Source organism: Croceicoccus sp. (assembly GCF_983967925.1).
In genome coordinates this window covers 20,684-41,650 of record NZ_CFETID010000009.1, presented here as the reverse complement: position 1 = coordinate 41,650, position 20,967 = coordinate 20,684, and the positions used below count along the sequence as shown (strand labels likewise).

Here is a 20,967-nt window from a genome sequence, read left to right as displayed (position 1 = left end):
CCCTCATCAAGCGCCTCAACCCTGTCGGGCCGGTATCAGCGCCGGTTGTTGTTGCGACCGAGGAAACGCGGGATGTTGAGATCCGACGCATCATCGTCCTCGCGGTCGTCCGCGGGCGCTTCGTCGCGGTTGCGCGACAGGCTGGCCATGCGCTCGAACAGCGTGCTGCCGCCGACCGACACCGCCGCCTGACCGGACGCCGGACGCCAGCCGCGCGACGCTTCGGTCCGTGCAGACGCGTCCATCGGGCCGGAATCGCGCGATGTGTCGCGTGCGGGTTGAGTATTGGCAGGCCGGGTATTGGCAGGCTCGGCGCGCGCGGCGGGTTCTGCCTGCGGCGTTTCCTCTTCGAAGCCGTCGCCCAGCAGCAGCTCTTCTTCCTGATCGTCCTCGGCCATTTCAAGGCCCAGATCCAGCGGCTCTCCCTTGACCTCAGAGGCGAAGCCGCCCTGATCGCCGACGTTCAGCCGCGAGGTATCCTCGGCGGGATCGGCCAGCTTCATCGCAGGTTCCGCCGCGGGAGCGGGCGCGCTGCTTGCAGCAGGCGTGGCGGGCGCAGCGCCAGGGCGCATCGGCGCACGGCCCGAACCCAGCGAGAACGGACGCGACTGCGCGGCGGGCTGCTCGGCATCCTGATCGATGCCGGTCGCGACCACCGACACGCGGATCTTGCCTTCGAGGTCGGGATTGAACGCCGAACCCCAGATGATGTTGGCGTCGGGATCGACAAGGTCGCGGATATGGTTCGCGGCCTCGTCCACTTCCATCAGGCGCATGTCCTCGCCGCCGATGATCGAGATGATGACCCCCTTGGCGCCGGTCATCGACACGCCGTCGAGCAGCGGGTTGGCGATCGCCTTCTCCGCCGCCTCGAGCGCACGGTTCTCGCCGTCCGCCTCGCCGGTGCCCATCATCGCCTTGCCCATCTCGCCCATCACCGAACGCACGTCGGCAAAGTCGAGGTTGATGAGGCCCGGCATGACCATCAGGTCGGTGATCGAGCGGACGCCCTGCTGCAGCACCTCGTCGGCAAGCTGGAACGCTTCCTTGAAGGTGGTGTCGGGACGCGCGACCAGGAACAGGTTCTGGTTGGGAATGACGATCAGCGTATCGACGTGCTTCTGCAGCTCCTCGATACCCGCATCCGCCGAACGCATCCGGCGCGAACCTTCGAACATGAAGGGCTTGGTCACCACGCCCACGGTCAGCACGCCCTTGTCGCGCGCCGCCTTGGCGATCACGGGCGCAGCGCCCGTGCCGGTGCCGCCGCCCATGCCGGCCGCGATGAAGCACATGTGCACGCCGTCGAGCATGCGGTCGATCTCGTGCAGCGTTTCCTCTGCCGCCGCCCGGCCGACCTCGGGACGCGAACCCGCGCCCAGACCTTGCGTGATTTCGGGGCCAAGCTGGATCCGGTCTTCGCACACCGCGGTGTTCAGCGCCTGCGCGTCGGTGTTGGCGACGATGAAGTCGACACCTTCGATCTGCGCCTGGATCATGTTGGCGATGGCGTTGCCGCCTGCGCCGCCCACGCCGATGACGGTAATGCGCGGACGCAGTTCCTCGACCGCAGGCGGACCGATATTGATGCTCATTAAGGTCTCCGCAAACTCGCTGTGGGCGTCTTGCGACCCATCGCCGGACCCATTGTTCCCGACCTGCCGCGATGTGCCGTTACAGCCCAATTACTTGTATCTGATAGTGGCATAAATCGAATCGCCACCGCAAAGGCTTTCGGCAGATTTCCACATCGCTGTTAGACGAGAATGGAACGGCGAATAATCCTAGCCGAAAGGGGTATACCCCCTCGCCCCTCTATCGCACGGTGCCGACGGTCAGGAATGCGAGCGCCATGAGCATGCCCGCAAGGCGGTTCGAGCGAAAACGGGCCAGCGCGTTCGCCCCGTCCGCCGTGTCGAGGCTGACCACCTGCCAGCCCAGGTGAAACGAGGCCGGAAGCAGCGCGAGCAAGGCCACCCAGTCGGGCCGGATCAGCCAGATCGCCCCTGCCCAGCCCGCCAGCGCCAGCGCATAGAGCAGCGCGACACCCGGCACGATCCGCCCCTTCAGCGCCAGCGCGCTCGACCGTACGCCGACCAGCGCGTCGTCCTCCATGTCCTGCACGGCATAGATCGTGTCATATCCGATGACCCAGAATATGCATCCGGCGTAAAGCGCGGCCAGAGTCGGCAGCGAAGCGCCTCCCGCCTCGACCCAGCCGGACGCTTGGATGAAGCCAACGGGCGCGCCCCAGCTGAACACCAGCCCCAGCCATGCCTGCGGCCACCATGTGATCCGCTTCATCAGCGGATAGAGCGCGACCGGCAGCAGGCTGGCGATGGCGACAAGCTGCGCCTGCCAGCGCAATTGCAGCAGCACGACCAGCCCGATCAGGCACAGCGCAAGCAGCCATGCCCATGCCTTTTTCAGCGATACCTGCCCGCTGGCCAGCGGACGGCTGGCGGTGCGCGCCACCTGCCGGTCGAGATCGCGGTCGAGGATGTCGTTATAGACGCAGCCCGCTCCGCGCATCGCGACCGCGCCCAGCAGCAGCCACAGCGCCATGTCCCACCGCGCCGCGCCACCCGCCGCCCACAGCCCCGCGACGCAGGGCCAGAACAGCAGCCACCAGCCGATCGGCCGGTCGAAGCGCGCCAGCAGAGCATAGGGCCGCCACGCCGCGGGCATCAGAGCGACCAGCCCGCGATGTTCGCTGTCGGGCGTGGCCGAATGGGGGACGGTTTCATTCATCGCGCCATGCTTTAAAGGGGGCATGCATCGCGCGGCAAGGGAGCATGGCAGGACGATGGACGAAATCGGTGATGTCGGCGAATTTAACCGCCGGGGATGGAACAGCAAGTCGGCAGGCGGCGACCGGTGGTCGATCCCGGTGGACGCCGCGACGATTGCAGCGGCAAGGCGCGGCGAATGGAGCGTCATACTGACGCCTTCATTCCCCGTGCCCCGCGACTGGTTTGGCGATATCGCGGGGATCGATCTGCTGGGGCTGGCATCCGGCGGCGGGCAGCAGTGCCCGGTCTTTGCCGCCGCGGGCGCGAATGTCACCAGCTTCGACGCGAGCGACGAGCAGCTGGCCCGCGACCGCGAGGTGGCGGAACGCGAAGGGCTGACGATCCGCACCGTTCAGGGTTTCATGCACGATCTGTCGGTGTTCGCGGGCGACAGCTTCGACATGATCTTCCATTCGTGCTCGAACAGTTTCGCGCCCGACATCCTGCCCGTCTGGCGCGAATGCGCGCGCGTGCTGCGCCCCGGCGGCGTGCTGATGGTAGGTTTCACCAATCCCGTCCGATTCATGTTCGACGAACCCAGCGTCGAACGCGGCGAACCGGTCGCGCGCAATCGCATTCCCTACAGCGACCTCGACCTGCCCGAGGCCGAGCGCGCCGCCTTGCTGGCGGACGATCCGGTCATCTGTTTTGGCCATACGCTGACCGACCAGATCGGCGGACAGCTTGCGGCGGGCTTCATGCTGACCGACATGTTCGAGGATGATTTCGAGGAGCGCGACGCGGTAGGCCAGCTGATGGATTGCTATATCGCGACGCGCGCGATCCTGCGGGCCTGACCGCGATGGCTGCCACCCCCGCTTGGCCTCCGAAAAGTGCGCCGCGCCTGTTCGTCGGGGCTATTCTGTCGGCGGGCCTGCTGCACGAGATCGACGGGCAGCAAGCGCATTATCTGTCGCGCGTCATGCGGGTGAAGCCCGGCGACGGCGTGATATTGTGCGACGACCGCACCGGCGAATGGGCCGCGCGCGTCACCGAGGCGGACAAGCGTAATGTGACGGTGGAGCTGGTCGAACAGCTTCGCCCGCGTGAAAGCGTGCCGCCGCTGACCCTGTGCGCCGCGCTTCTTAAAAAGCCGCGCTTCGATCTCGTGCTGGAAAAGGCGACCGAACTGGGGGTCGCACGCATCCAGCCCGTCATCACGCGGCGCTGCGTCGCCGACGCGCTCAACATGGACCGCGCGCGCCAGATCGTCACCGAAGCGGCCGAGCAATGCGCGCGGACCGCCCTGCCCGCCATCGCCGAACCGGTGACTTTGAACGCCATGCTGGACGGCTGGGACGACACCGCGCTGTTCTTCGCCGACGAGTCGCGCGACGCACCGCCCGCCGCGGCGGCCTTTTCGGCGACGCCGCCCCCGGCTGCGCTGCTGATCGGGCCCGAAGGCGGCTTTGACGATGCCGAGCGCGAGGCGATCCGCGCGCATCCCAGCGCCCGCCCGATTGCGCTCGGCCCGCGGATCCTGCGCGGCGAAACGGCGGCGATTGCGGCGATGGCGCTGTGGATGGGGATCGCGGGCGACTGGCGATGAGCGCGGCGCAAGAAAAAATCACGCTTTCCCATTGGCGCGAACCCGCCTAACGCCCCGCGCCATGAGCACGCGCAAGGAATCAGGGGCCGCAGAGCCCGTCATCGAGCACCGCGACCAGCTTCTGATCCCGATGCAGAAGGGCGAGAAGCCGCGCGAACAATGGCGCATCGGCACCGAGCACGAGAAATTTGTCTTCCGCGCCGAGGACCGCCGCGCGCCGAGCTATGACGAGCCCGGCGGCATCCGCGACATATTGCTCGCGCTGGAAAAATTCGGCTGGGAACCGGTGGTCGAGGGCGGCAACATCATCGCCATGTCGGGCGAGGATGGCACGGTCAGCCTTGAACCGGCGGGCCAGCTGGAACTGTCGGGCGCGCCGCTGGTCAGCCTGCACCAGACCTGCGCCGAAACGGGCCGGCACCTGACGCAGGTGAAGGAAGTGGGCGAAGAGCTGGGCGTCGGCTTCCTTGGCCTGGGCATGTGGCCCGACAAGGCGCGTGCGGACCTGCCGCTCATGCCCAAGGGCCGCTACAAGATCATGCTGGAGCACATGCCGCGCGTCGGCACGATGGGCCTCGACATGATGCTGCGCACATGCACGATCCAGGTGAACCTCGACTATTCGTCCGAAGCCGACATGGTGAAGAAGTTCCGCGTCGGCCTCGCGCTGCAGCCGCTGGCGACCGCGCTGTTTGCCAACTCGCCCTTTACCGAGGGCAAGCCCAACGGCTTCCTGTCATACCGCAGCCATATCTGGTCGGACACCGACCCGGCGCGCACCGGCATGCTGCCTTTCGTGTTCGAGGACGGCTTCGGCTATGAGCGCTGGGCCGACTACCTGCTCGACGTGCCGATGTATTTCGTGTTCCGCGACGGGAAATATATCGATGCCGCGGGGCAGAGCTTTCGCGATTTCCTCAACGGCGAACTGCCCGCGCTGCCGGGCGAAAAGCCGACGATGGCGGACTGGACCGATCACATGTCCACCGCCTTTCCCGAGGTTCGCCTGAAAAGCTTCCTCGAAATGCGCGGCGCCGATGGCGGTCCGTGGAGCCGCATCTGCGCGCTGCCCGCGTTCTGGGTCGGCCTGCTTTACGATCAGACCGCGCTGGATGCGGCCTGGGACCTCGTCAAGGACTGGACGATGGAGGAGCGCGAGGCGCTGCGAAACGCGGTGCCGCGGCTGGCGCTGGATGCGCCCATCCCCGGCGGCGGCGTGCTGGGCGACCTGGCGCCCGAAGTGCTGAAGATTGCGCGGGCGGGCCTTGCGGCGCGCGGGCAGCTCAATTCGGCGGGCGATAACGAGACCGGCTTCCTCGCCCCGCTGGACGAGATCGCCAAGCGGCGCAAGGTGCCTGCGCAGGACCTGCTCGACCGCTATCACGGCGAGTGGAACGGGTCGGTCGCGCCGATCTACAAATACAGCCTTTGATCCGGGCGGCGGAGGGACCGATCAGCGAAACGCGCTGATCGTCCCGCCATTGTCCAGCACATAGAGCGTCTCGTTCGCGGCGATCGGGTTGAGCGATACGCCGTCGTCCAGCTCGGCCACATTCGCCTGTGCGCCATCGGCGGCATCGACCGACACCAGCGCGCCGCGCGTGCTGGCGACATAGAGCTTGCCCCCGGCGAGAACCGGGCCGGACCAGAAGATCTCGCCCTTCTTGTCCTTCTCGTCCTTCCAGCGCGGCAGCTGGCTGATCCAGCGCACCTTGCCGGTCGCGCGCGCGATTGCCAGCAGGCGCGCATCGTCGGTCAGCACGAAGATCCAGTCGCCTGCCACCGCGGGCGTCGAGATACCGGCCAGCGACAGGTCCCAGATGCGGCGGCCCGACAGCAGCTCATACGCGGCCATGCGGCCACCCTGGCCCAGCGCATAGACGCGCCCGCCGTCGATGATCGGGTCGGCGTCCACGTCGGTCAGCGATCCTACCGAGGTGGAGATATTGGTGCGCGACAAGGCATCGCCCCACAGTTCGGTTCCGTTTTCATAGCGATAGGCGATCAGCTCGCCGCTGGAATAGCCCGCGATCACCGTGCCCGCGCCCGCCGCAGGAGCCGCCACGCCGAACACGCCCGACAGCCCGCTGGAGCCTGCGCGGTTCCACTCGATCTCGCCGGTTTCGGCATCGAGCGCGAAGATCTGGTTGTCCTGCGTCATCACGAATACATTGCCGAACGCCAGCGTCGGCGCGCCGCGCAGCGGGCCCGAGGGCTGGGCTTTCCAGATCTCGCTGCCGTCCGAGGCATCGAGCGCATCGACTTCGCCGACGCCGGTGGTCACGTAGACGCGCCCGTTTTCATAGCTGACGCCGCCGCCGAAGACCGAGCTGGACCCGTCGCCGCTGACCCGCAGCGATTTTTCCCACACCGGCGCACCGGTGGCAGCGTCGAAGGCCCAGACCTTGCCGTCGGTGTCGAACACGAACAGCTTGCCGTCGCCGATGACGGGCGTGGCGGCCAGCCGGCGCTGCTGGCTGGCGCCCGCGATGCTGCGGGTCCAGACGCGCGTGGGATTGGCGGACAGGGCGAGATGCCCATAGCTCTTGGATGCCGAACCGCCCGCCTGCGCCCATGACTGGTTGGCAGTCGGTGCGGGAAGGACGACGGGTACGCTTTCCAGCGAGGGATCGACGGTCGCGGTGTTCTCGATCCGGGAAAGGATCGGCTCGCGCTTGCCGAGCGTCGGGGTGGTTTCCGGACCATCACCCTTGAACATGCCGCATGCGCCCAGTCCTGCGGCCAGGGCCGCGACCAGCGCGATCCGTGCCGCGCCGGTGACGGCACGCTTGCCAAACGGGTATGTCATTCGATTGCTCTCCATAATTCTGTCAGTCGGCCAGCCTTCAGGGCTGCGCGGCGCCGCCCGAGGCGATCCGGTCGACGATGTCCTGCGCATCGTCGACCGCATCGGTGCCGAACAGGCCCGCCAGCTGGCGGGCGCGTGCGCGAAGTGTTTCGGGCTGGTCCTCGTCGCGGGCGATTTCCGCGAACAGCGGGCCTGCCAGTTCGGGCTTGCCCTGCTCGACATAGGCGAGGCCGACCATTTCGCCGGCGCTGCCGAACCACGGATTGCCCGGCACGGCGAGCGGCTTGAGGCGATCGATGACCTGCTGCGGCTCCATGTCGTCGAAACGAACCGAAACGGCGCGGATCGCGGCGAGGTCGCGGAACGGCTGCGGGTTCGATGCGTCGTTTGCGACCGCCTCGAACATCTTCACCGCCTCGTCCTCGTCGCCCTTTTCAAGCGCGGCGGCGGCGGCCAGGAATTGCGCCGGTGCACGGTAGGCCGCGGGCGTTCCCTCTGTCGTCAGCCCGGCGGCCTTTTCCGCCGCGGCCTCCAGATTGCCCGCCTCAAGCTGGTCGATCGCAAGCGTCAGATCGACGGCGTCGGCCTCGGCCTCGGTGGTGGTCTTGTGGTGCCACCACGACCATGCGCCCAGCGCGGCAAGCGCCAGCACGACAAGGACGATGATCAGCTTGCCCCACTTGCGGAAAAAGCCCGAGACCGTGTCCTGCCGCACCGCCTCGTCCACCTCGCGGCGAAACACATCCTCCTGCGCGCGCTGGCGCAAGGCGGCCTTGTCGGCGGGATCGGCAGGGCGGATAGGGCTTAACGCCACGATAGAAGGCCTTTCGAAATTCGTTATCGCTCCGGCATCTTCGCCGGAATGGCGGGGTCTTAAGGGTCCGTCAGGGGGTTTTCAACGCCAAAGCGGCTTGCGCCTGAACGGGCGCTGAAACCGTCCACAGCGGCGTATCGGCAGCAAGCGCGGTCAGGTCACGGATGGATCCGGTCCTCGCCCGTCAATTCGGCGATCAGCGCGCGGTGATCGGCAGCGTCGCGATGCTTCGCGGCGAAATCGGCCATGGCCTTCGACAGCCCCTTGCGCTTCACCTCGTCCCTCGCGAGCGTGACCATCGCCTCGGCAATGGCCGCGGACTGGCCGCTGCCGTTTCCGAACAGATAATCCGCCTGCTCGCGCGGCAGGACGGGCGCGATCTCGCTGCCTGCCGCGATCATCGAAACGCCTGCCGGGGCCGCAAGGAACGGCATGCGCGGCATGTCGTCTCCCTTCGCGGGCGGGCGCGGCGACAGCAGCATGTCGAACAGCCCCGCCCTGTCCTCGGGCCCGGCCAGCCGCTGGCTGGTCAGCAGCCGATCCGCCACCTCCATCTCGGCACAGAGCGAGCCTAGGCGCACCGTTTCGTCCTTGCTGCCGAATGCGACCAGCCGCCATTCGTCGCCCAGATCGCGCAGGCGGCGCAGGATCGGGTCTGCATCGGGCAGCAGATCGCCTGCACGCACGCCTATCCATGCCTCGTCCCGGCGCTTGACCAGTCCGGGAATCGCATCGGCGCGCGGCGGTTTCGGCGTGCTGCCATAGACCGGCAGCGCGATCCGCAAGGTGCGGCCGCCGACACCCCAGTTCGCGGCGATTTCGTTCGCGGCCGTCGATGTCGGCGCGACCACCGCCTGCGTGCGGGCAAAGCCCAGCCGGTGCCTGAAACGCTTGATCGCGCCGCCCGAAAATCCCTGCAGCGCATGGTGGTAGTGGATCAGCGGCGGCAGCTTCAGCGCCTCGGCGAAAAGGCTGTGCGCCATTGCGGCGGGAAAGCCCGACTCGCCGTGCGTAAGGATCAGGCCGTAACCGCGCATGGCGCGCGCCATGCGGTTCAGCCTGCCCAGCCCCGCTCCCTTGTCCAGCGCCGGAAAGTCGGGGCGATAGAGCTGCAGGCGCGACGCGATGTCGTCGCTGGCGGCCGGGGCGTGATGTTCGATGAACTGGTATTTCCCGCCCGAAAGCGCGCGAATCAGATCGCCGCTCCACGGTGCCGCAACCGGGTCCAGCCCAAGGTGAAGGATCCGCAGCTTGCGGAAAACGGTGATCTTCTTGGCCATATGCTCAAATCATCGGCTGCGCGCGAGCAGGCGGCTGATCGCCTCTCGCACCGGGGGTTCGTCCAGCGTGGGCGTATGGCCGGTATCGGGCACGGTGACCAGTTCGACCGCAGGGATACGCCCGACCATTTCGCGCGCGGTCGCACCCGACAGGATGGTCGAGGTTTCGCCATGCACGACCAGCACCGGCCGTCCCGCCAGAGCCTCGAACGCGGGCCACAGATCGTCCGCGCCGACGATATTGCTGCCATTGACGGCATCGCCGTCGTTGAAAGCATCCGCGATGCGCATGTCGTAATCGAAGCGGATATTGCCGCTGCCGCCCAGTTCCATCACCTGCTTGGCAAAGGCGATCCATCGTTCGATCCCCCAGTCCGGATGGACCGCGCCGTGCAGGTCCTGCAGGGCCCGCGCGGCGTGCATCCATGTGGGGAAGCTGCGCCCCTGCCCGACATATTCGCGAATATGGTCCAGACCCTCGCTTTCGATCACCGGCCCTATATCGTTGAGCAAGGCGCCGGCGATGCGATCGGGCGCGTTGAGCGCTGACAGCATGGTGACGATCCCGCCCAGCGAGGTGCCGAAGAACACGGCGCGTTCGATCCCGGTCTGCGCGAAGAACGCGTCGAGGTCGGCCACATATTGCATGGGGTTATAGCTGGCGGGATCGCGCGCATATTCGCTCTCCCCCCGTCCGCGAAGTTCGATGCAGATCACGCGGCGACTGGGCGACAGGTCCTGTGCGACCACCTCGAAATCGCGGGCGTTGCGGGTTAGGCCGGGGATGCACAGCACGGGCAAGTCATCGCCGCCTGTGCCGCCCCCGACCTGGGCCCCATCGCGGGCCGGATAATCGCGAAAATGCAGCTTCAGCCCGTCTTCGCTTTCCCACCAGCCGTCATGCCACAAGGCCGGCTCGGCTGGCCCGCCGGATCGTTCGTCCACGTGTATTGTCGCCCTTCGTCATCATCGCCGCGAGAGATGCCCGGGCTTGCACCCGGCGCGGCGGCACCCCACTATCGCGGTATGAGCGGCATTCCGCAACCGTCCCCCTATCGCCCCGATCCGGTCATCCAGGGTATCGCAGGCTGGATCGCCGATCCGGTCCGCCCCGCCGATTTTCCGCAGGCCATCACGCGTTTCCGTAACCAGCGCTGGGCAGAGGCCGTCGGGCTGGGCGATCTGGATGCGGACGGCTGGACCCGCCATTTCGCGCGCTTCGAACCGCTGGCGGACAACCTCCCCCAGCCGCTCGCGCTGCGCTATCACGGGCACCAGTTCCGCACCTATAATCCCGAGATCGGTGACGGGCGCGGTTTCCTGTACGCGCAGCTATACGGCGGCGACGGGCGTTTGCTCGACCTGGGTACCAAGGGATCGGGCCAGACGCCGTGGTCGCGGTTCGGCGACGGGCGGCTGACGCTGAAAGGCGCGGTGCGCGAAGTGCTGGCGACCGAGCAGCTGGAAGCGCTGGGCGTATATACCAGCAAGACATTCTCGGTTGTCGAGACAGGCGAACCTCTCGACCGCAATGACGAGCCTTCGCCCACCCGCTCCGCCGTGCTGGTGCGGCTGAGCCACGGGCATATCCGCATCGGCAGTTTCCAGCGCCTTGCCGCGCTGGAAGAGTACGATCACCTTGCCGAGCTGACCGATTACGCATTGCAGCATTACCCCGGCCCGCCCCCGCCCGCCGATGCGCCCGACAGGGACCTGCCGCCGGTTCGCCTGCTGCATCTGGTGGTCGAGCGGCTGGCGGATATGGCGGCCAGCTATGCCTGCGCGGGTTTCGTGCACGGCGTGCTCAACACCGACAACATGAACGTGTCGGGTGAAAGCTTCGACTACGGCCCGTGGCGGTTCCTGCCGCGCTGGGATCCGGCTTTCACCGCAGCCTATTTCGACCATTCCGGGCTCTACGCATTCGGCAGGCAGGCCGAGGCGATCCACTGGAACTGCGCGCAGCTTGCCATCGCGCTGCGCCCGATCTGCGATGCCCCGCCCCTCGTCGCCGCGCTGGAGCGGTTTCCCGACCTCTACACTACGGCGATTCGCCGCCGCTTTGCCTGGCGGCTGGGGGTAGAGGCTGACTGGGCCGCATCGCATCCCGGCGAGGCGGGCACGCTTGTCGAACTGGCCGAAAAGGCGATGCGCGAGAGCCAGATGCAGCCCGACGCCTTCCTGTTCGCCGCGCGCCGCAACTCGCTGGAGGGCGGCGATACGACGCAGGAATTCATGGCCCGGCTGAACGATGCCGAGCGGGTGACGGACGACCATCCTTACTGGCGGGACGATACGCCGCGATCCATGCTGATCGAAGAGATGGAAGCGATCTGGGCCGATATCGACCGGGACGACGACTGGTCGGCCTTCCACGCCTGCGTAGAGGCGCAGCGCCGCATGGGCGAAGCGCATGGGAAAGCGCCGACACCCGCCGGACAGCCGGACTGACGCAGCGACCGGGCCGGGCTATTCCACGTTCTGTTGCTGTTGCTGAGGATCGGCGATCACCCGCGGCTCGACGCTGACGCCGAACAGGCGCCATTTCCCGTTTTGCCACTGGAACGCCATGTCGAACACCACGGCGCGCGGGCGCAGCGGGAAATAGCCCTGCACCTGAAACACATCCTCGCGCAGCAACTGGGGCGGCGCGGTATAGCTGGGCGCGGTCAGCAACGTGGTGGTCAGGTCGATCCGGCTGGCGCGTAGCCCTGCGAAGATCTGCGCCAGCTTTGCCGGATCGTTGGCGATCTGAAAGCCTGTTGCCGAACTGTCCCGCAGCACCGTGTAGTTGCCGCTGCCATTGGCGTTGTCGATCGTGACCATGGTCGACCAGATCAGCTTGGCCAGATCCATCTCGCCGGGAACGGGGGCAGCCGAGGGCGGCGGAATATTGGTTGGCTGCTGGGCCTGAGGTTGTGCAGGAGCGGCCTGCTGCTGCGCCAGCGCCGGTCCCTGCGCCGCAACGAGAAGGCATGCCGGCAGCGCGGCGATGCGGGCAATCAGGCCAAAGGGCGAAAGCATGTCATGAAGCGTCATGTCACCGGTTCTAGCGGTCGCGGCGCGCTTGGCAATGGGGACGCGGCGGGACGCTTGGCAACCGACATTGCTGCACCATATGAATGCGGTAGCCCTTGATCATCACGCCGCAGTCGACCGACTGGTCAGCGCGCCATCAATGGGTTAGAGCCTTCGCCGGACATTCCCCGGCACGCATTCGACGGAGCCAACTTGACCACCGAACTGACATCGATCGAACCCGCCAGCGGCGACATCTTCTGGCATGGCGAACCCGGCGACACGAACATCATTCTCGAACAGTCGCGCGCAGCATTTTCATCCTGGGCCGCCGAACCCCTCGCCCGCCGGATCGAATTGCTGCAGCGTTTCGCCAATCAGGTCCGTGCCGATTCGGACGGGCTTGCTCGCCTCATCGCGCGCGAAACCGGCAAGCCGCTGTGGGAGGCCGAGACCGAGGTGCAGGCCGTCATCGGCAAGGTGGACATCTCGCTCGCCGCGCAGGCGGAGCGCGCGGGCAATCGCACCAGCGAAGGCGCGATGGGCGCGAAAAGCGCGCTGCGGCACAAGCCGCATGGCGTGATGGCGGTGCTGGGCCCGTATAATTTCCCGGCGCATCTCCCCAACGGCCATATCGTCCCGGCCTTGCTGGCGGGCAATACGGTGGTGTTCAAGCCGTCGGAAAAGACCCCCGCCGTGGGCGAACGTCTGGTCAGCTATTTCCATGCGGCGGGCTTTCCCGAAAATGTCGTCCAGTTGCTGCTGGGCGGGCCTGAGGAAGGCCGCGCGCTGACCGCCGATCCGCGCATCGACGGCGTGCTGTTCACCGGTTCGTCGCAGACCGGCGTGGCCATCCGCAAGGCTCTGGCGGAGCGGCCGGGCGTCATCACTGCGCTGGAGATGGGCGGCAATAATCCGCTGATCGTGTGGGATACGCCGCTGCTGCAGGATGCGGCGGCGACCATCGTGCAATCGGCCTTTACCACGGCGGGACAGCGCTGCACCGCCGCGCGCCGCCTGATCGTGCGCGATACCATGTATGACGGGGTGATGGAGGCGCTGACAAAGCTGGTCGACCGCATCATCGTGGGCGGTCCGTTCGACCAGCCCGCCCCGTTCATGGGACCGGTGATCGACAATGCCGCCGCCGATGTCGTGCTGCGCGGCTTTGGCGGCATCGTGTCGCGCGGGGGACAGGTCATCCGCCCCCTGGAGCGCGTGACCGAGGGTCTGCCGTTCCTGACGCCCGGCATCGTCGACGTAACCGAGATGGAGGGCCGCCGCGACGAAGAGTTGTTTGGCCCGCTGCTACAGGTCATCCGCGTGTCGAACTTCAAGGCCGCGCTGACCGAGGCGAACAACACCAGCTATGGCCTGTCCGCGTCGCTACTGGGCGGTACGCCCGAGCTCTATGGGCGGTTCTGGCGCGAGATCCGCGCGGGCATCGTCAACTGGAACCGGCCCACTAACGGCGCTTCGTCCAATGCACCGTTTGGCGGAGTCGGCCTGTCGGGCAATCACCGGCCCGGCGCCTATTACGCCGTCGATTACTGCAACTATCCCGTCGCCTCGGCCGAGCTTGATCAGCCGCGCGCGATGATCGGGGTCGGCCTGAGCACCTGAACGCGAAAAGGGCCGCGCCCCGGATCGAACCGGGACGCGGCCCTTTGCTGCGACAGCGAGTGCCGGCGCGCCGATCAGCGGCAGCGCGCGTCGCTCTTGTCGATGGCCCGGCCCAGCAGCGCACCGCCGGCAGCGCCAAGGATCGCACCCATGGTCTTGTCCTTCAGCAGCTCGTGCCCTGCAAGACCGCCCACCGCTCCGCCGATCAAGAGGCCGGTCGTGCCGTTTTCCTTCTTGCAGTAGTAACGCCCGTCATTGCCCCGCCACACGCGGCTGTCATGGCGCAGGCGCTCATCGCGGTCGTAACGGTCATAACGATCGTAACGGTCATAACGATCGTATCGGTCATAGCGATCGCGCTTCTTGTAGCGGCGGTCATGGTCCGCGTTCATCTCGGCGACAGTGACGATCTGCGACGTCTGTGCAGCAGGCGCAGTCGGAAAGGCCGCGGCCTGCGCGACAGGTGCCGACAGCGCCATGGCCGGAACGGTTGCTGCCAATGCGATCGTGCTGAACTTCGGGAACCGCGCCATAGTCTTTCTCCTTGAAAACCTTTGAGCCTCAGCGTGACGACCGGGGCTTGTTGAGTTCATAATTAGGGTCCTGAAAATGAACGAAACCCGAATGGCTCGATTATTTTCAGAATAGCGCACGCCTTTCTGAACGCCCTGTCGCGCGTATCCAACCACCGGTCTTTTCATGATCGCTGAACCGCTCTAGGCGCGCGCGAGCATGACCGATGAAAACGCCCCGTCGCAGCCGACGACCCCTTCGCCAAGGGGCCTGCCTTACGCACTGGGCGCCTATACGCTGTGGGGCTTCCTGCCGCTCTATCTCGTCCTGCTGAATGCGATCGATCCGTTCGCCGTGGTGGGATGGCGAACCTTGTGGACCATCCCCGTCTGCCTGATCGCGCTTTCCCTCGCGGGACGAATGGGTGATTTGAAGGCCGCGCTGACCAACCGTCGGGTCATGCTGACGCTGGTCGTCAGCAGCGTCTTCATCAGCGTCAACTGGGTGGTCTATATCGTGGCGGTCCAGCGAGGCGCGTTCTTTGCCGCCAGCCTGGGCTATTACATCAATCCGCTGGTCAACGTGCTGCTTGGCACGATCTTCCTGAAGGAAAAGCTCGGCCGCCTGCAATGGCTGGCGGTCGCGGTCGCGGCGATCGGCGTCGCCATCCTTGCGGCAAAAGCGGTCGACACGCTGTATATCAGCCTTACGCTGGCGCTCAGCTTTGCGTCCTATGGATTACTGCGCAAACGCGTCGCAGTGGGATCGCTGCCCGGCCTTACGGTCGAGGTTCTGATCCTCGCGGTTCCGGCGATCATTGCCATAGCGCTCGCTCCCGAGGCGCGAAACGGAGTGAGCGGAGAGATCGGCACGAACGCCCTGCTGTTCGGAGCAGGCCTGTGGACGGCCTTCCCGCTCTTGCTGTTCGCCACCGCTGCGCGGCGGATGGCCTATTCGACGCTGGGCTTCGTGCAGTTCCTTGCGCCGACGCTGGTCTTCATCCTTGGCCTGACGGTTCTGAAAGAGCCGCTGGACCCGGTCAAGCTGGTCTGTTTCCTGATCATCTGGACCGCGATCGCGATCTTCTGCCTCGACCTGCTGCTGCGCACCCGCGCAAAGCGCAGGCCTCCGCCGCCCGCGTGATCCTCGGCCAAGGCGCGCGCCCAGCTTGCGCGCGCTCCGCCGATGCCTAAATGCACACAAGGCTGCGCGGGTCGCGGCAGGACGCCTGCCGGTTTGGCAGGACCGTTCGCCCGTCTGACGCGTATCATTCCTACGACAAGCATTCGGAAGCGACCCCCGCGGAAAAGGAGAGCAGGCGATATGAACGAAACGACATCTTCCCGCCACGACGTGACCCGGCTGGCCAGACGCGCGATCATCCGCCTTTCGGGCGACGGCGAGGACGTGGGCGAATTCCTGCAGGGCCTGGTGACCAGCGACGTAACCGCACCGCTTCCCGTCTGGACCGGCCTGCTGTCGCCGCAGGGCAAGGTGCTGTTCGACTTCTTCGTCTGGCCCAGCGGCAACGACATGCTGATCGAATGCGAGGCCGAGCACGCCGACGAACTGGTCAAGAAGCTGTCGATGTACCGCCTGCGCCGCAAGATCACCATCGAGCGCGACCCGGCGGTCGAGGTGCACTGGATCGCGCATCGCGGCGACGGCGCCGCGGACGATCCGCGCCTGGCCGCGCTGGGGCAGCGATGGCTCCTGCCCGCATCGGGCAATGCAGAAGGGCCAAGCGCGGACGATGCCTATCTCGCGCATCGCCTGTCCCTTGGCGTGACCGAGGGGCGGGATGAACTGGGCTATGACCAGACTCTATGGCTGGAATGCAACGCGGCGGAACTGCACGGCGTCAATTTCCGCAAGGGCTGCTATGTCGGCCAGGAGAACACCGCGCGCATGAACTGGCGGCAGAAGATCAATCGCCGCCTTGTCGTGGTGCCGCTCGACCGGTCGGACGAATCGCGCCGCAGGATCGCCTATCCCGAACTGGACGTTGCGGTCGATCATGTGCGGGTGGCCGATGCCGATCCCGATCTGTGGCCGGGCTGGCTGGCACTGGAGCCGCAGGCAAAGGAATAGAGGTCGCGCTGCTGCGCAGCTTCAGACGTTCTCGCCGCGTGGCAGCATGGCTATCAGTTGCCGCGTGGCAAGATCGCGCGCCGCTTCACGCGGAAGGTCGAGCGAGCAGGCCAGCGAATCGCCGATGACCGCATCGCCCAGCGCCTGCAGCACCAGCACCATCGTCACTTCGCGTATCCGCGCCCAGTCTTCGCCATCGGGCCCCAGATCTTCCACCAATGCATGGATCGTGTCGAAGATCGGATCCAGCGTATCGCGGTGGCCCGAAACCATCGTCCAGCTTGCCAGCGCGCCCGCCCCCTCGCGGCCGAAGGCGTCGAAAATCAGGTCGACCAGTTCGCGCGCGCTGCCCTGCCCCGCCCGCCGCTTCGTCACGGCAAGCGCGATGGACTGGCAGACCGATGCCGCCAGGAAACCCGCCAGCGCCTTTTGCAGTCCGGCTGCGCTGCCGAAATGATGGAGCAGGTTGGAATGGGTCCGCCCAACCCGTTCGGCCACGGCCTTCAGGGTCAGCGATTGAGGTCCGGATTCGATCAGCAACTCACGCGCCGCTTCCAGCGCGGCGCGTTGGCTGTCTTCCTGACTTAATCGTTTTCTAGTTGCCACCGGTTTTCTGATGTTCAGCTTGCGACCCGGCCAACCCGATACATAAGAATCGCTGCAACAACAAACAAGTATCGCGCATTTTCGTGCGCGTTTTACACAAGTCCTGTTGCAGTCTTACGCAGCCTGCAACTCTGGCAAGCGGATCGCGGGAGGTCCCGACGGGTCGGGCATTTGCGACATCAGCGTGAACATCGCTTCCTCGACCTCGTCGAACAGGCCAAGGTGACGGAAAGCCGGTGCCAGCCAGATGCGCGGCTGCCAGCGGCCCTTGCGCGCGACGAAACCGGCCGTACCGGCGATCCGGTCATTGCCGATGGCAGGCATGGTGACCAGCAGGCCGTGTTTCAGCTCGCCCGCCCGCAACGGATCGCTCGCCGAGGGGACGCCCGCGCGGCAGATATTCGCCCTGTCTTCTGGCCATGCAGGACGTAAAAACAGGTTTTCGCTACGGATAAACACATTCCGCTCCCTAGTGTCGCGATCGCTTACTAGAAGTGCCGCGTTTCATTTTGGTGATAGCGCGGCGGAATATTCCGCCCGGCGCCTCTCGATGCTCCCGTTAACCTTTTGATTCCCTTTCGGTTCCGGCCAACGCGAAAAAGGGAGACGGACCGTGGCCCTCTCCCTTCAGGCCGGTCGATGCCGGCGGGGCCGTCCTTTTGAAGGGACGGCCTATCGCTAGGGCTGTCCCTTACTCGGCAGCTTCCGCCATCGCGTCGACCGACACGAACTTGCGGCCAAGCTTGCCGTCATGGAAGCGCACCTTGCCGCCGGTCAGGGCGAACAGCGTGTGGTCGCGGCCCATGCCGACGTTCACGCCCGGATACACCTTGGTCCCGCGCTGACGAATGATGATGTTGCCGCCGACGACTTCCTGTCCGCCGAACTTCTTGACGCCAAGGCGACGGCCCGCTGAATCGCGACCGTTGCGCGAGGAGCCGCCTGCTTTTTTATGTGCCATGGTGTGATGCTCCTACTTTGGTGTTCAGCCGACCGACACGATGCGCAGCAGGGTCATCTGCTGGCGGTGTCCGTTCCGACGGCGATAATTGTGACGGCGACGCTTCTTGAAGACGATCACCTTCTCCGACTTGGCCTGCGCGATGATCTCGGCCGAAACCTTGACCTTCGACGCGTCCTTCAGCTCCGAGCCTTCGCCCGCGAGCAGAATGTCGCCCAGTTCGATCTTGTCGCCGGCGTCTCCCGCCAGCTTCTCGACCGCGATCTTGTCTCCTTCGGCGACGCGATACTGCTTGCCGCCCGTGCGCACGATTGCGAACATGTTCAAACCTGTCTGTTCTGCCGCGATGCCACGACCCGGCGCCAAAGCGCCGACGTTGTATCCGTGCCGATCTGCGGACGTTTTACCGGCCCAGCGCCATTGCAGCACGCAAAGTCGCCCGGTGAAGCCGGATGAGCGGTGCCCGTTACTGGCAATGACCCGTCCTGTCAATTCCCATTGGCCATTTCGCCTGGCCCCAGCACCAACTGCCCCCGCGTAAACGGCCCCCGCGTGAACGGCCGGCACGAGCGACTGGCCATCTTGGATGCTGGCGCTGCGGGCCCAAGCTGCTATCAGGCGCGGTGATGATTGCCCAGCGTTCACTTCTCCTCGCTCCCGTCGCCCTGCTTGCGCTTTCGGCCTGCGCGACGGATCCGCGCTATCCCTCGCTCGCAATGCGCGATTTTGAGCGGGTGGAAGGAAACGCCGCACCGGTCGAGCCGGAAAAGACCGAAGCCCCTGCGCCCGCCCCGCTGCCCTCCGGGCTTGGCGAAAGACTGGCCGAATTGCGGCGACAGGCCGAAGCCTCGCATGCAACATTCATGCGCCGCGCCGACGACGCGCGCAGCCGGGCGAATGCCGCGGCCGGTGCCGCGCAGGGCAGCACCCGCTGGTCCGATGCCATCGTCGCGATCAGCGATGTCGAATCGGCGCGCAGCGACACGATGTTCGCGCTGGCGGAACTCGATTCGATGCTGGCGCTGGGCGCGGCCGAGCGGGCGGACAGCGGCGCCGCGGTAGGCCTGCCCCAAATCGCCGCGACCCGCGATTCGGTCGCCGCTCTGGTGGCAGAGGAAGATCAGCTTCTGGTCGAGTTGACCGAGCCGATCCGGGGCTGATTGCGGTCAGGCGACATGCGCCCAGCGTGACAGATCCTTGCGGTCCTGATCGCGCGGATCGACCCAGTGCCAACCGTGCGCGGTCTTCTCGCGCTTCCAGAACCAGCTTTCGGACTTGAGGTGGTCCATCAGGAAATCGCAGGCCTCGAACGCGTCGCGGCGGTGACGCGCGCCGCAAGCGACCAGCACGATCGGATCGCCGGGATGCATCACCCCCTCGCGGTGGATGATCAGCAGGCCGGTCAGCGTCCAGTGCCGCTGTGCCCGCAAGGCCAGCATCTCCATGCCGGACAATGTCAGCGGCGCATAATGGCGCAGTTCCAGCGCGAGGACGGCATCATCGCCGCCTTCCGCCCGCACCTTGCCGAGAAAGCTGACGATCCCGCCCGCATCCTGCCGCAGGGTAAAGCGCTGCAATTCATGCGCGGCGTCGAAATCCGCATGGGCCAGGCGCACATCGCTGATCATGGCGCTCTCCTCGCCCTCAGCCGCCGCTGACGGGCGGAAGAAAGGCGAGTTCGTCGCCATTCCCGGCGGCCCAGCCACCTGCGCCCACCAGCGATCCGTTGAGCGCCACCCGCACATTGGCTGCCGACAGCGCGACGGCCAGCCGCGGCTCAAGCCGCTCGGCAATCTCGGACAGCGACAGGGGCTGCGCCACGTCGAGCGACAGTGAGGGCGCGCCCGCGACATCCTCCAGCTTGCCGAGGAACAGGAGAGTCAGCGACATGGTGAGGATCTATCCTCCGGTGACCGACATGTGCCGGTCGAGCGCCGGTGCCTCGCCTGCCTCGCGAATGGCGAAATGGTGGCGTTCGGGCTTGATCGCCATGGCGGTGTCGAGCGCCTCTGCCAGCGCGCGATCGGGATCGTCCGACCGAACCGCGGCGCGCAGGTCGACCTGCTCGCGCCCGCCGAGGCAGGCATAAAGCTGGCCCGTCGCGGTCACCCGCACCCGGTTGCAGCCCTCGCAGAAATTGCCGGTCAGCGGCGTAATGAAGCCAAGCCGCCCGCCCGTCTCGGCAATGTTCACATAGCGCGACGGCCCGCCCGTGCGGTGACCGCTTGGCGTCAGCGTCCAGCGATTTTCGAGCTCGGACCGCACGGCATCGAGCGGCAGGTAATGATCGATCCGCTCGCCATCCACCTCGCCCAGCGGCATGACCTCGATCAGGGTAACGTCATGCCCCTCGCCATGCGCCCATTCGATCATGGCCGGAATCTCGTGCTCGTTCACGCCCTTCAGCGCGACGGTGTTCAGCTTGACCTTCAGCCCCGCCTCGCGCGCGGCGGCGATGCCGTCGAGCACCGTCTCCAGCCGGTCGCGCCGCGTCAGCCGTTCGAATGTCGCGCGGTCCAGCGTGTCGAGCGATACATTGACGCGCTCGACGCCCGCCTCCGCCAAATCGGGCGCGAACTGGCGCAGCTGGGTGCCATTAGTAGTGAGGGTCAATTCCTCAAGCCCGCTGCCCAGCCGGCGGCCCAATGCCCGCACAAGCTCGATCATGTCGCGCCGCACCAAAGGCTCGCCGCCCGTCAGCCGGATCTTGGTCACGCCCCGGTCGATGAAGGCCAGCGCCAGCCGGTGCGCTTCCTCAAGCGAGAGAACCTCGGCGCGGGGGAGGAACTGCATGCGTTCGGGCATGCAATAGCTGCAGCGCAGATCGCACCGGTCGGTCAGCGACAGCCGCAGATAGCTTATCCGGCGGCCGAATCCGTCGATGAGGGCGGGCTGCGATACAGGATCCATG

General features: G+C 66.3%; 23 protein-coding genes. 8 read left to right on the top strand and 15 right to left on the bottom strand.

Translation table 11 applies throughout. The features are described 5' to 3' along the window. Window positions 1-35: 35 nt before the first annotated feature. Window positions 36-1,595, bottom strand: coding sequence for a cell division protein FtsZ (gene ftsZ, locus AC4FIJ_RS07080; protein ID WP_490336010.1), 1,560 nt, complete (start codon window positions 1,593-1,595; stop codon window positions 36-38). A gap of 220 nt (window positions 1,596-1,815) precedes the next feature. Next, window positions 1,816-2,751: a 4-hydroxybenzoate octaprenyltransferase gene (ubiA, locus tag AC4FIJ_RS07075; protein WP_490336009.1), complete on the bottom strand. Its 936-nt coding sequence runs from the start codon at window positions 2,749-2,751 to the stop codon at window positions 1,816-1,818. 55 nt (window positions 2,752-2,806) lie between these two features. Here ubiA and AC4FIJ_RS07070 point away from each other — a divergent pair, with 55 nt between their 5' ends. The 3 genes from AC4FIJ_RS07070 to AC4FIJ_RS07060 all read left to right on the top strand — a co-directional run bounded on the left by AC4FIJ_RS07070 (window position 2,807) and on the right by AC4FIJ_RS07060 (window position 5,773). Then, window positions 2,807-3,589, top strand: a complete 783-nt coding sequence (locus tag AC4FIJ_RS07070; protein WP_490336008.1) for a class I SAM-dependent methyltransferase — start codon at window positions 2,807-2,809, stop codon at window positions 3,587-3,589. A gap of 5 nt (window positions 3,590-3,594) precedes the next feature. After that, window positions 3,595-4,341, top strand: a complete 747-nt coding sequence (locus AC4FIJ_RS07065) for a 16S rRNA (uracil(1498)-N(3))-methyltransferase (protein ID WP_490336070.1) — start codon at window positions 3,595-3,597, stop codon at window positions 4,339-4,341. A gap of 61 nt (window positions 4,342-4,402) precedes the next feature. Next, entirely contained in the window at window positions 4,403-5,773 is a 1,371-nt protein-coding gene (locus tag AC4FIJ_RS07060; protein WP_490336007.1) for a glutamate--cysteine ligase, read from the top strand. Between the two features lie 21 nt (window positions 5,774-5,794). Here the strand turns inward: AC4FIJ_RS07060 and AC4FIJ_RS07055 are convergent, their stop codons facing one another. The 4 genes from AC4FIJ_RS07055 to AC4FIJ_RS07040 form a co-directional block, all read right to left on the bottom strand. Further along, window positions 5,795-7,150 (bottom strand): outer membrane protein assembly factor BamB family protein, encoded by a 1,356-nt coding sequence (locus tag AC4FIJ_RS07055; protein ID WP_490336006.1) that lies wholly within the window; start codon window positions 7,148-7,150, stop codon window positions 5,795-5,797. A 37-nt stretch (window positions 7,151-7,187) separates the two neighbouring features. After that, window positions 7,188-7,964: a tetratricopeptide repeat protein gene (locus tag AC4FIJ_RS07050; protein WP_490336005.1), complete on the bottom strand. Its 777-nt coding sequence runs from the start codon at window positions 7,962-7,964 to the stop codon at window positions 7,188-7,190. A gap of 158 nt (window positions 7,965-8,122) precedes the next feature. Next, window positions 8,123-9,244, bottom strand: coding sequence for a glycosyltransferase family protein (locus AC4FIJ_RS07045; protein ID WP_490336004.1), 1,122 nt, complete (start codon window positions 9,242-9,244; stop codon window positions 8,123-8,125). A gap of 9 nt (window positions 9,245-9,253) precedes the next feature. Next, complete coding sequence (locus AC4FIJ_RS07040; RefSeq protein ID WP_490336003.1) at window positions 9,254-10,189, bottom strand: alpha/beta fold hydrolase; 936 nt, start codon at window positions 10,187-10,189, stop codon at window positions 9,254-9,256. 81 nt (window positions 10,190-10,270) lie between these two features. Here AC4FIJ_RS07040 and AC4FIJ_RS07035 point away from each other — a divergent pair, with 81 nt between their 5' ends. Then, window positions 10,271-11,695 (top strand): protein adenylyltransferase SelO family protein, encoded by a 1,425-nt coding sequence (locus tag AC4FIJ_RS07035; RefSeq protein WP_490336069.1) that lies wholly within the window; start codon window positions 10,271-10,273, stop codon window positions 11,693-11,695. 18 nt (window positions 11,696-11,713) lie between these two features. Here the strand turns inward: AC4FIJ_RS07035 and AC4FIJ_RS07030 are convergent, their stop codons facing one another. After that, on the bottom strand, window positions 11,714-12,283 hold the full coding sequence (locus tag AC4FIJ_RS07030; protein ID WP_490336002.1) for a hypothetical protein: 570 nt from the start codon (window positions 12,281-12,283) through the stop codon (window positions 11,714-11,716). A gap of 192 nt (window positions 12,284-12,475) precedes the next feature. Here AC4FIJ_RS07030 and astD point away from each other — a divergent pair, with 192 nt between their 5' ends. After that, the gene (gene astD, locus AC4FIJ_RS07025; protein WP_490336001.1) at window positions 12,476-13,885 is read left to right on the top strand and encodes a succinylglutamate-semialdehyde dehydrogenase; all 1,410 of its coding nucleotides are present in this window, start codon (window positions 12,476-12,478) and stop codon (window positions 13,883-13,885) included. 74 nt (window positions 13,886-13,959) lie between these two features. Here astD and AC4FIJ_RS07020 read toward each other — a convergent pair whose 3' ends face one another. Continuing rightward, complete coding sequence (locus tag AC4FIJ_RS07020) at window positions 13,960-14,418, bottom strand: glycine zipper 2TM domain-containing protein (protein ID WP_490336000.1); 459 nt, start codon at window positions 14,416-14,418, stop codon at window positions 13,960-13,962. 199 nt (window positions 14,419-14,617) lie between these two features. Between AC4FIJ_RS07020 and rarD the strand changes: the two genes are divergently transcribed. After that, a complete protein-coding gene (gene rarD, locus AC4FIJ_RS07015) occupies window positions 14,618-15,541 on the top strand; it encodes an EamA family transporter RarD (protein ID WP_490335999.1) in 924 nt (307 codons plus the stop codon). Between the two features lie 180 nt (window positions 15,542-15,721). Then, window positions 15,722-16,489 (top strand): CAF17-like 4Fe-4S cluster assembly/insertion protein YgfZ, encoded by a 768-nt coding sequence (gene ygfZ / locus AC4FIJ_RS07010; protein WP_490335998.1) that lies wholly within the window; start codon window positions 15,722-15,724, stop codon window positions 16,487-16,489. A 21-nt stretch (window positions 16,490-16,510) separates the two neighbouring features. Here ygfZ and AC4FIJ_RS07005 read toward each other — a convergent pair whose 3' ends face one another. The 4 genes from AC4FIJ_RS07005 to rplU all read right to left on the bottom strand — a co-directional run bounded on the left by AC4FIJ_RS07005 (window position 16,511) and on the right by rplU (window position 18,548). Further along, window positions 16,511-17,095, bottom strand: coding sequence for a TetR/AcrR family transcriptional regulator (locus AC4FIJ_RS07005; protein ID WP_490335997.1), 585 nt, complete (start codon window positions 17,093-17,095; stop codon window positions 16,511-16,513). Between the two features lie 114 nt (window positions 17,096-17,209). After that, the gene (locus AC4FIJ_RS07000) at window positions 17,210-17,554 is read right to left on the bottom strand and encodes a hypothetical protein (protein ID WP_490335996.1); all 345 of its coding nucleotides are present in this window, start codon (window positions 17,552-17,554) and stop codon (window positions 17,210-17,212) included. A gap of 232 nt (window positions 17,555-17,786) precedes the next feature. After that, complete coding sequence (gene rpmA, locus AC4FIJ_RS06995; protein WP_490335995.1) at window positions 17,787-18,056, bottom strand: 50S ribosomal protein L27; 270 nt, start codon at window positions 18,054-18,056, stop codon at window positions 17,787-17,789. Between the two features lie 24 nt (window positions 18,057-18,080). Then, window positions 18,081-18,548, bottom strand: coding sequence for a 50S ribosomal protein L21 (rplU, locus tag AC4FIJ_RS06990; RefSeq protein WP_490335994.1), 468 nt, complete (start codon window positions 18,546-18,548; stop codon window positions 18,081-18,083). A gap of 134 nt (window positions 18,549-18,682) precedes the next feature. On the opposite strand from rplU, the gene AC4FIJ_RS06985 reads away from it, so the two are divergent. Then, a complete protein-coding gene (locus AC4FIJ_RS06985; protein ID WP_490335993.1) occupies window positions 18,683-19,216 on the top strand; it encodes a hypothetical protein in 534 nt (177 codons plus the stop codon). A 6-nt stretch (window positions 19,217-19,222) separates the two neighbouring features. Here AC4FIJ_RS06985 and AC4FIJ_RS06980 read toward each other — a convergent pair whose 3' ends face one another. From AC4FIJ_RS06980 to moaA, 3 genes are read right to left on the bottom strand one after another with little or no spacing between them, the layout of a single operon-like run. Next, window positions 19,223-19,684 carry a molybdenum cofactor biosynthesis protein MoaE gene (locus AC4FIJ_RS06980; RefSeq protein ID WP_490335992.1) on the bottom strand — a complete coding sequence of 154 codons (462 nt, stop codon included), beginning with the start codon at window positions 19,682-19,684 and terminating at the stop codon, window positions 19,223-19,225. A 16-nt stretch (window positions 19,685-19,700) separates the two neighbouring features. Beyond that, window positions 19,701-19,946, bottom strand: coding sequence for a MoaD/ThiS family protein (locus AC4FIJ_RS06975; RefSeq protein WP_490335991.1), 246 nt, complete (start codon window positions 19,944-19,946; stop codon window positions 19,701-19,703). A gap of 9 nt (window positions 19,947-19,955) precedes the next feature. Beyond that, window positions 19,956-20,966 carry a GTP 3',8-cyclase MoaA gene (gene moaA, locus AC4FIJ_RS06970; RefSeq protein WP_490335990.1) on the bottom strand — a complete coding sequence of 337 codons (1,011 nt, stop codon included), beginning with the start codon at window positions 20,964-20,966 and terminating at the stop codon, window positions 19,956-19,958. Window position 20,967: the final 1 nt, after the last annotated feature.

Coding starts and splice junctions, on each gene's coding strand:
- ftsZ (WP_490336010.1), bottom strand. CDS start 1,595: ATGAGCATCAATATCGGTCCGCCTGCGGTCGAGGAACTGCGTCCGCGC.
- ubiA (WP_490336009.1), bottom strand. CDS start 2,751: ATGAATGAAACCGTCCCCCATTCGGCCACGCCCGACAGCGAACATCGC.
- AC4FIJ_RS07070 (WP_490336008.1), top strand. CDS start 2,807: ATGGACGAAATCGGTGATGTCGGCGAATTTAACCGCCGGGGATGGAAC.
- AC4FIJ_RS07065 (WP_490336070.1), top strand. CDS start 3,595: ATGGCTGCCACCCCCGCTTGGCCTCCGAAAAGTGCGCCGCGCCTGTTC.
- AC4FIJ_RS07060 (WP_490336007.1), top strand. CDS start 4,403: ATGAGCACGCGCAAGGAATCAGGGGCCGCAGAGCCCGTCATCGAGCAC.
- AC4FIJ_RS07055 (WP_490336006.1), bottom strand. CDS start 7,150: ATGACATACCCGTTTGGCAAGCGTGCCGTCACCGGCGCGGCACGGATC.
- AC4FIJ_RS07045 (WP_490336004.1), bottom strand. CDS start 9,244: ATGGCCAAGAAGATCACCGTTTTCCGCAAGCTGCGGATCCTTCACCTT.
- AC4FIJ_RS07035 (WP_490336069.1), top strand. CDS start 10,271: ATGAGCGGCATTCCGCAACCGTCCCCCTATCGCCCCGATCCGGTCATC.
- AC4FIJ_RS07030 (WP_490336002.1), bottom strand. CDS start 12,283: ATGACGCTTCATGACATGCTTTCGCCCTTTGGCCTGATTGCCCGCATC.
- AC4FIJ_RS07020 (WP_490336000.1), bottom strand. CDS start 14,418: ATGGCGCGGTTCCCGAAGTTCAGCACGATCGCATTGGCAGCAACCGTT.
- rarD (WP_490335999.1), top strand. CDS start 14,618: ATGACCGATGAAAACGCCCCGTCGCAGCCGACGACCCCTTCGCCAAGG.
- ygfZ (WP_490335998.1), top strand. CDS start 15,722: ATGAACGAAACGACATCTTCCCGCCACGACGTGACCCGGCTGGCCAGA.
- rpmA (WP_490335995.1), bottom strand. CDS start 18,056: ATGGCACATAAAAAAGCAGGCGGCTCCTCGCGCAACGGTCGCGATTCA.
- AC4FIJ_RS06985 (WP_490335993.1), top strand. CDS start 18,683: ATGATTGCCCAGCGTTCACTTCTCCTCGCTCCCGTCGCCCTGCTTGCG.
- AC4FIJ_RS06980 (WP_490335992.1), bottom strand. CDS start 19,684: ATGATCAGCGATGTGCGCCTGGCCCATGCGGATTTCGACGCCGCGCAT.
- AC4FIJ_RS06975 (WP_490335991.1), bottom strand. CDS start 19,946: ATGTCGCTGACTCTCCTGTTCCTCGGCAAGCTGGAGGATGTCGCGGGC.
- moaA (WP_490335990.1), bottom strand. CDS start 20,966: ATGGATCCTGTATCGCAGCCCGCCCTCATCGACGGATTCGGCCGCCGG.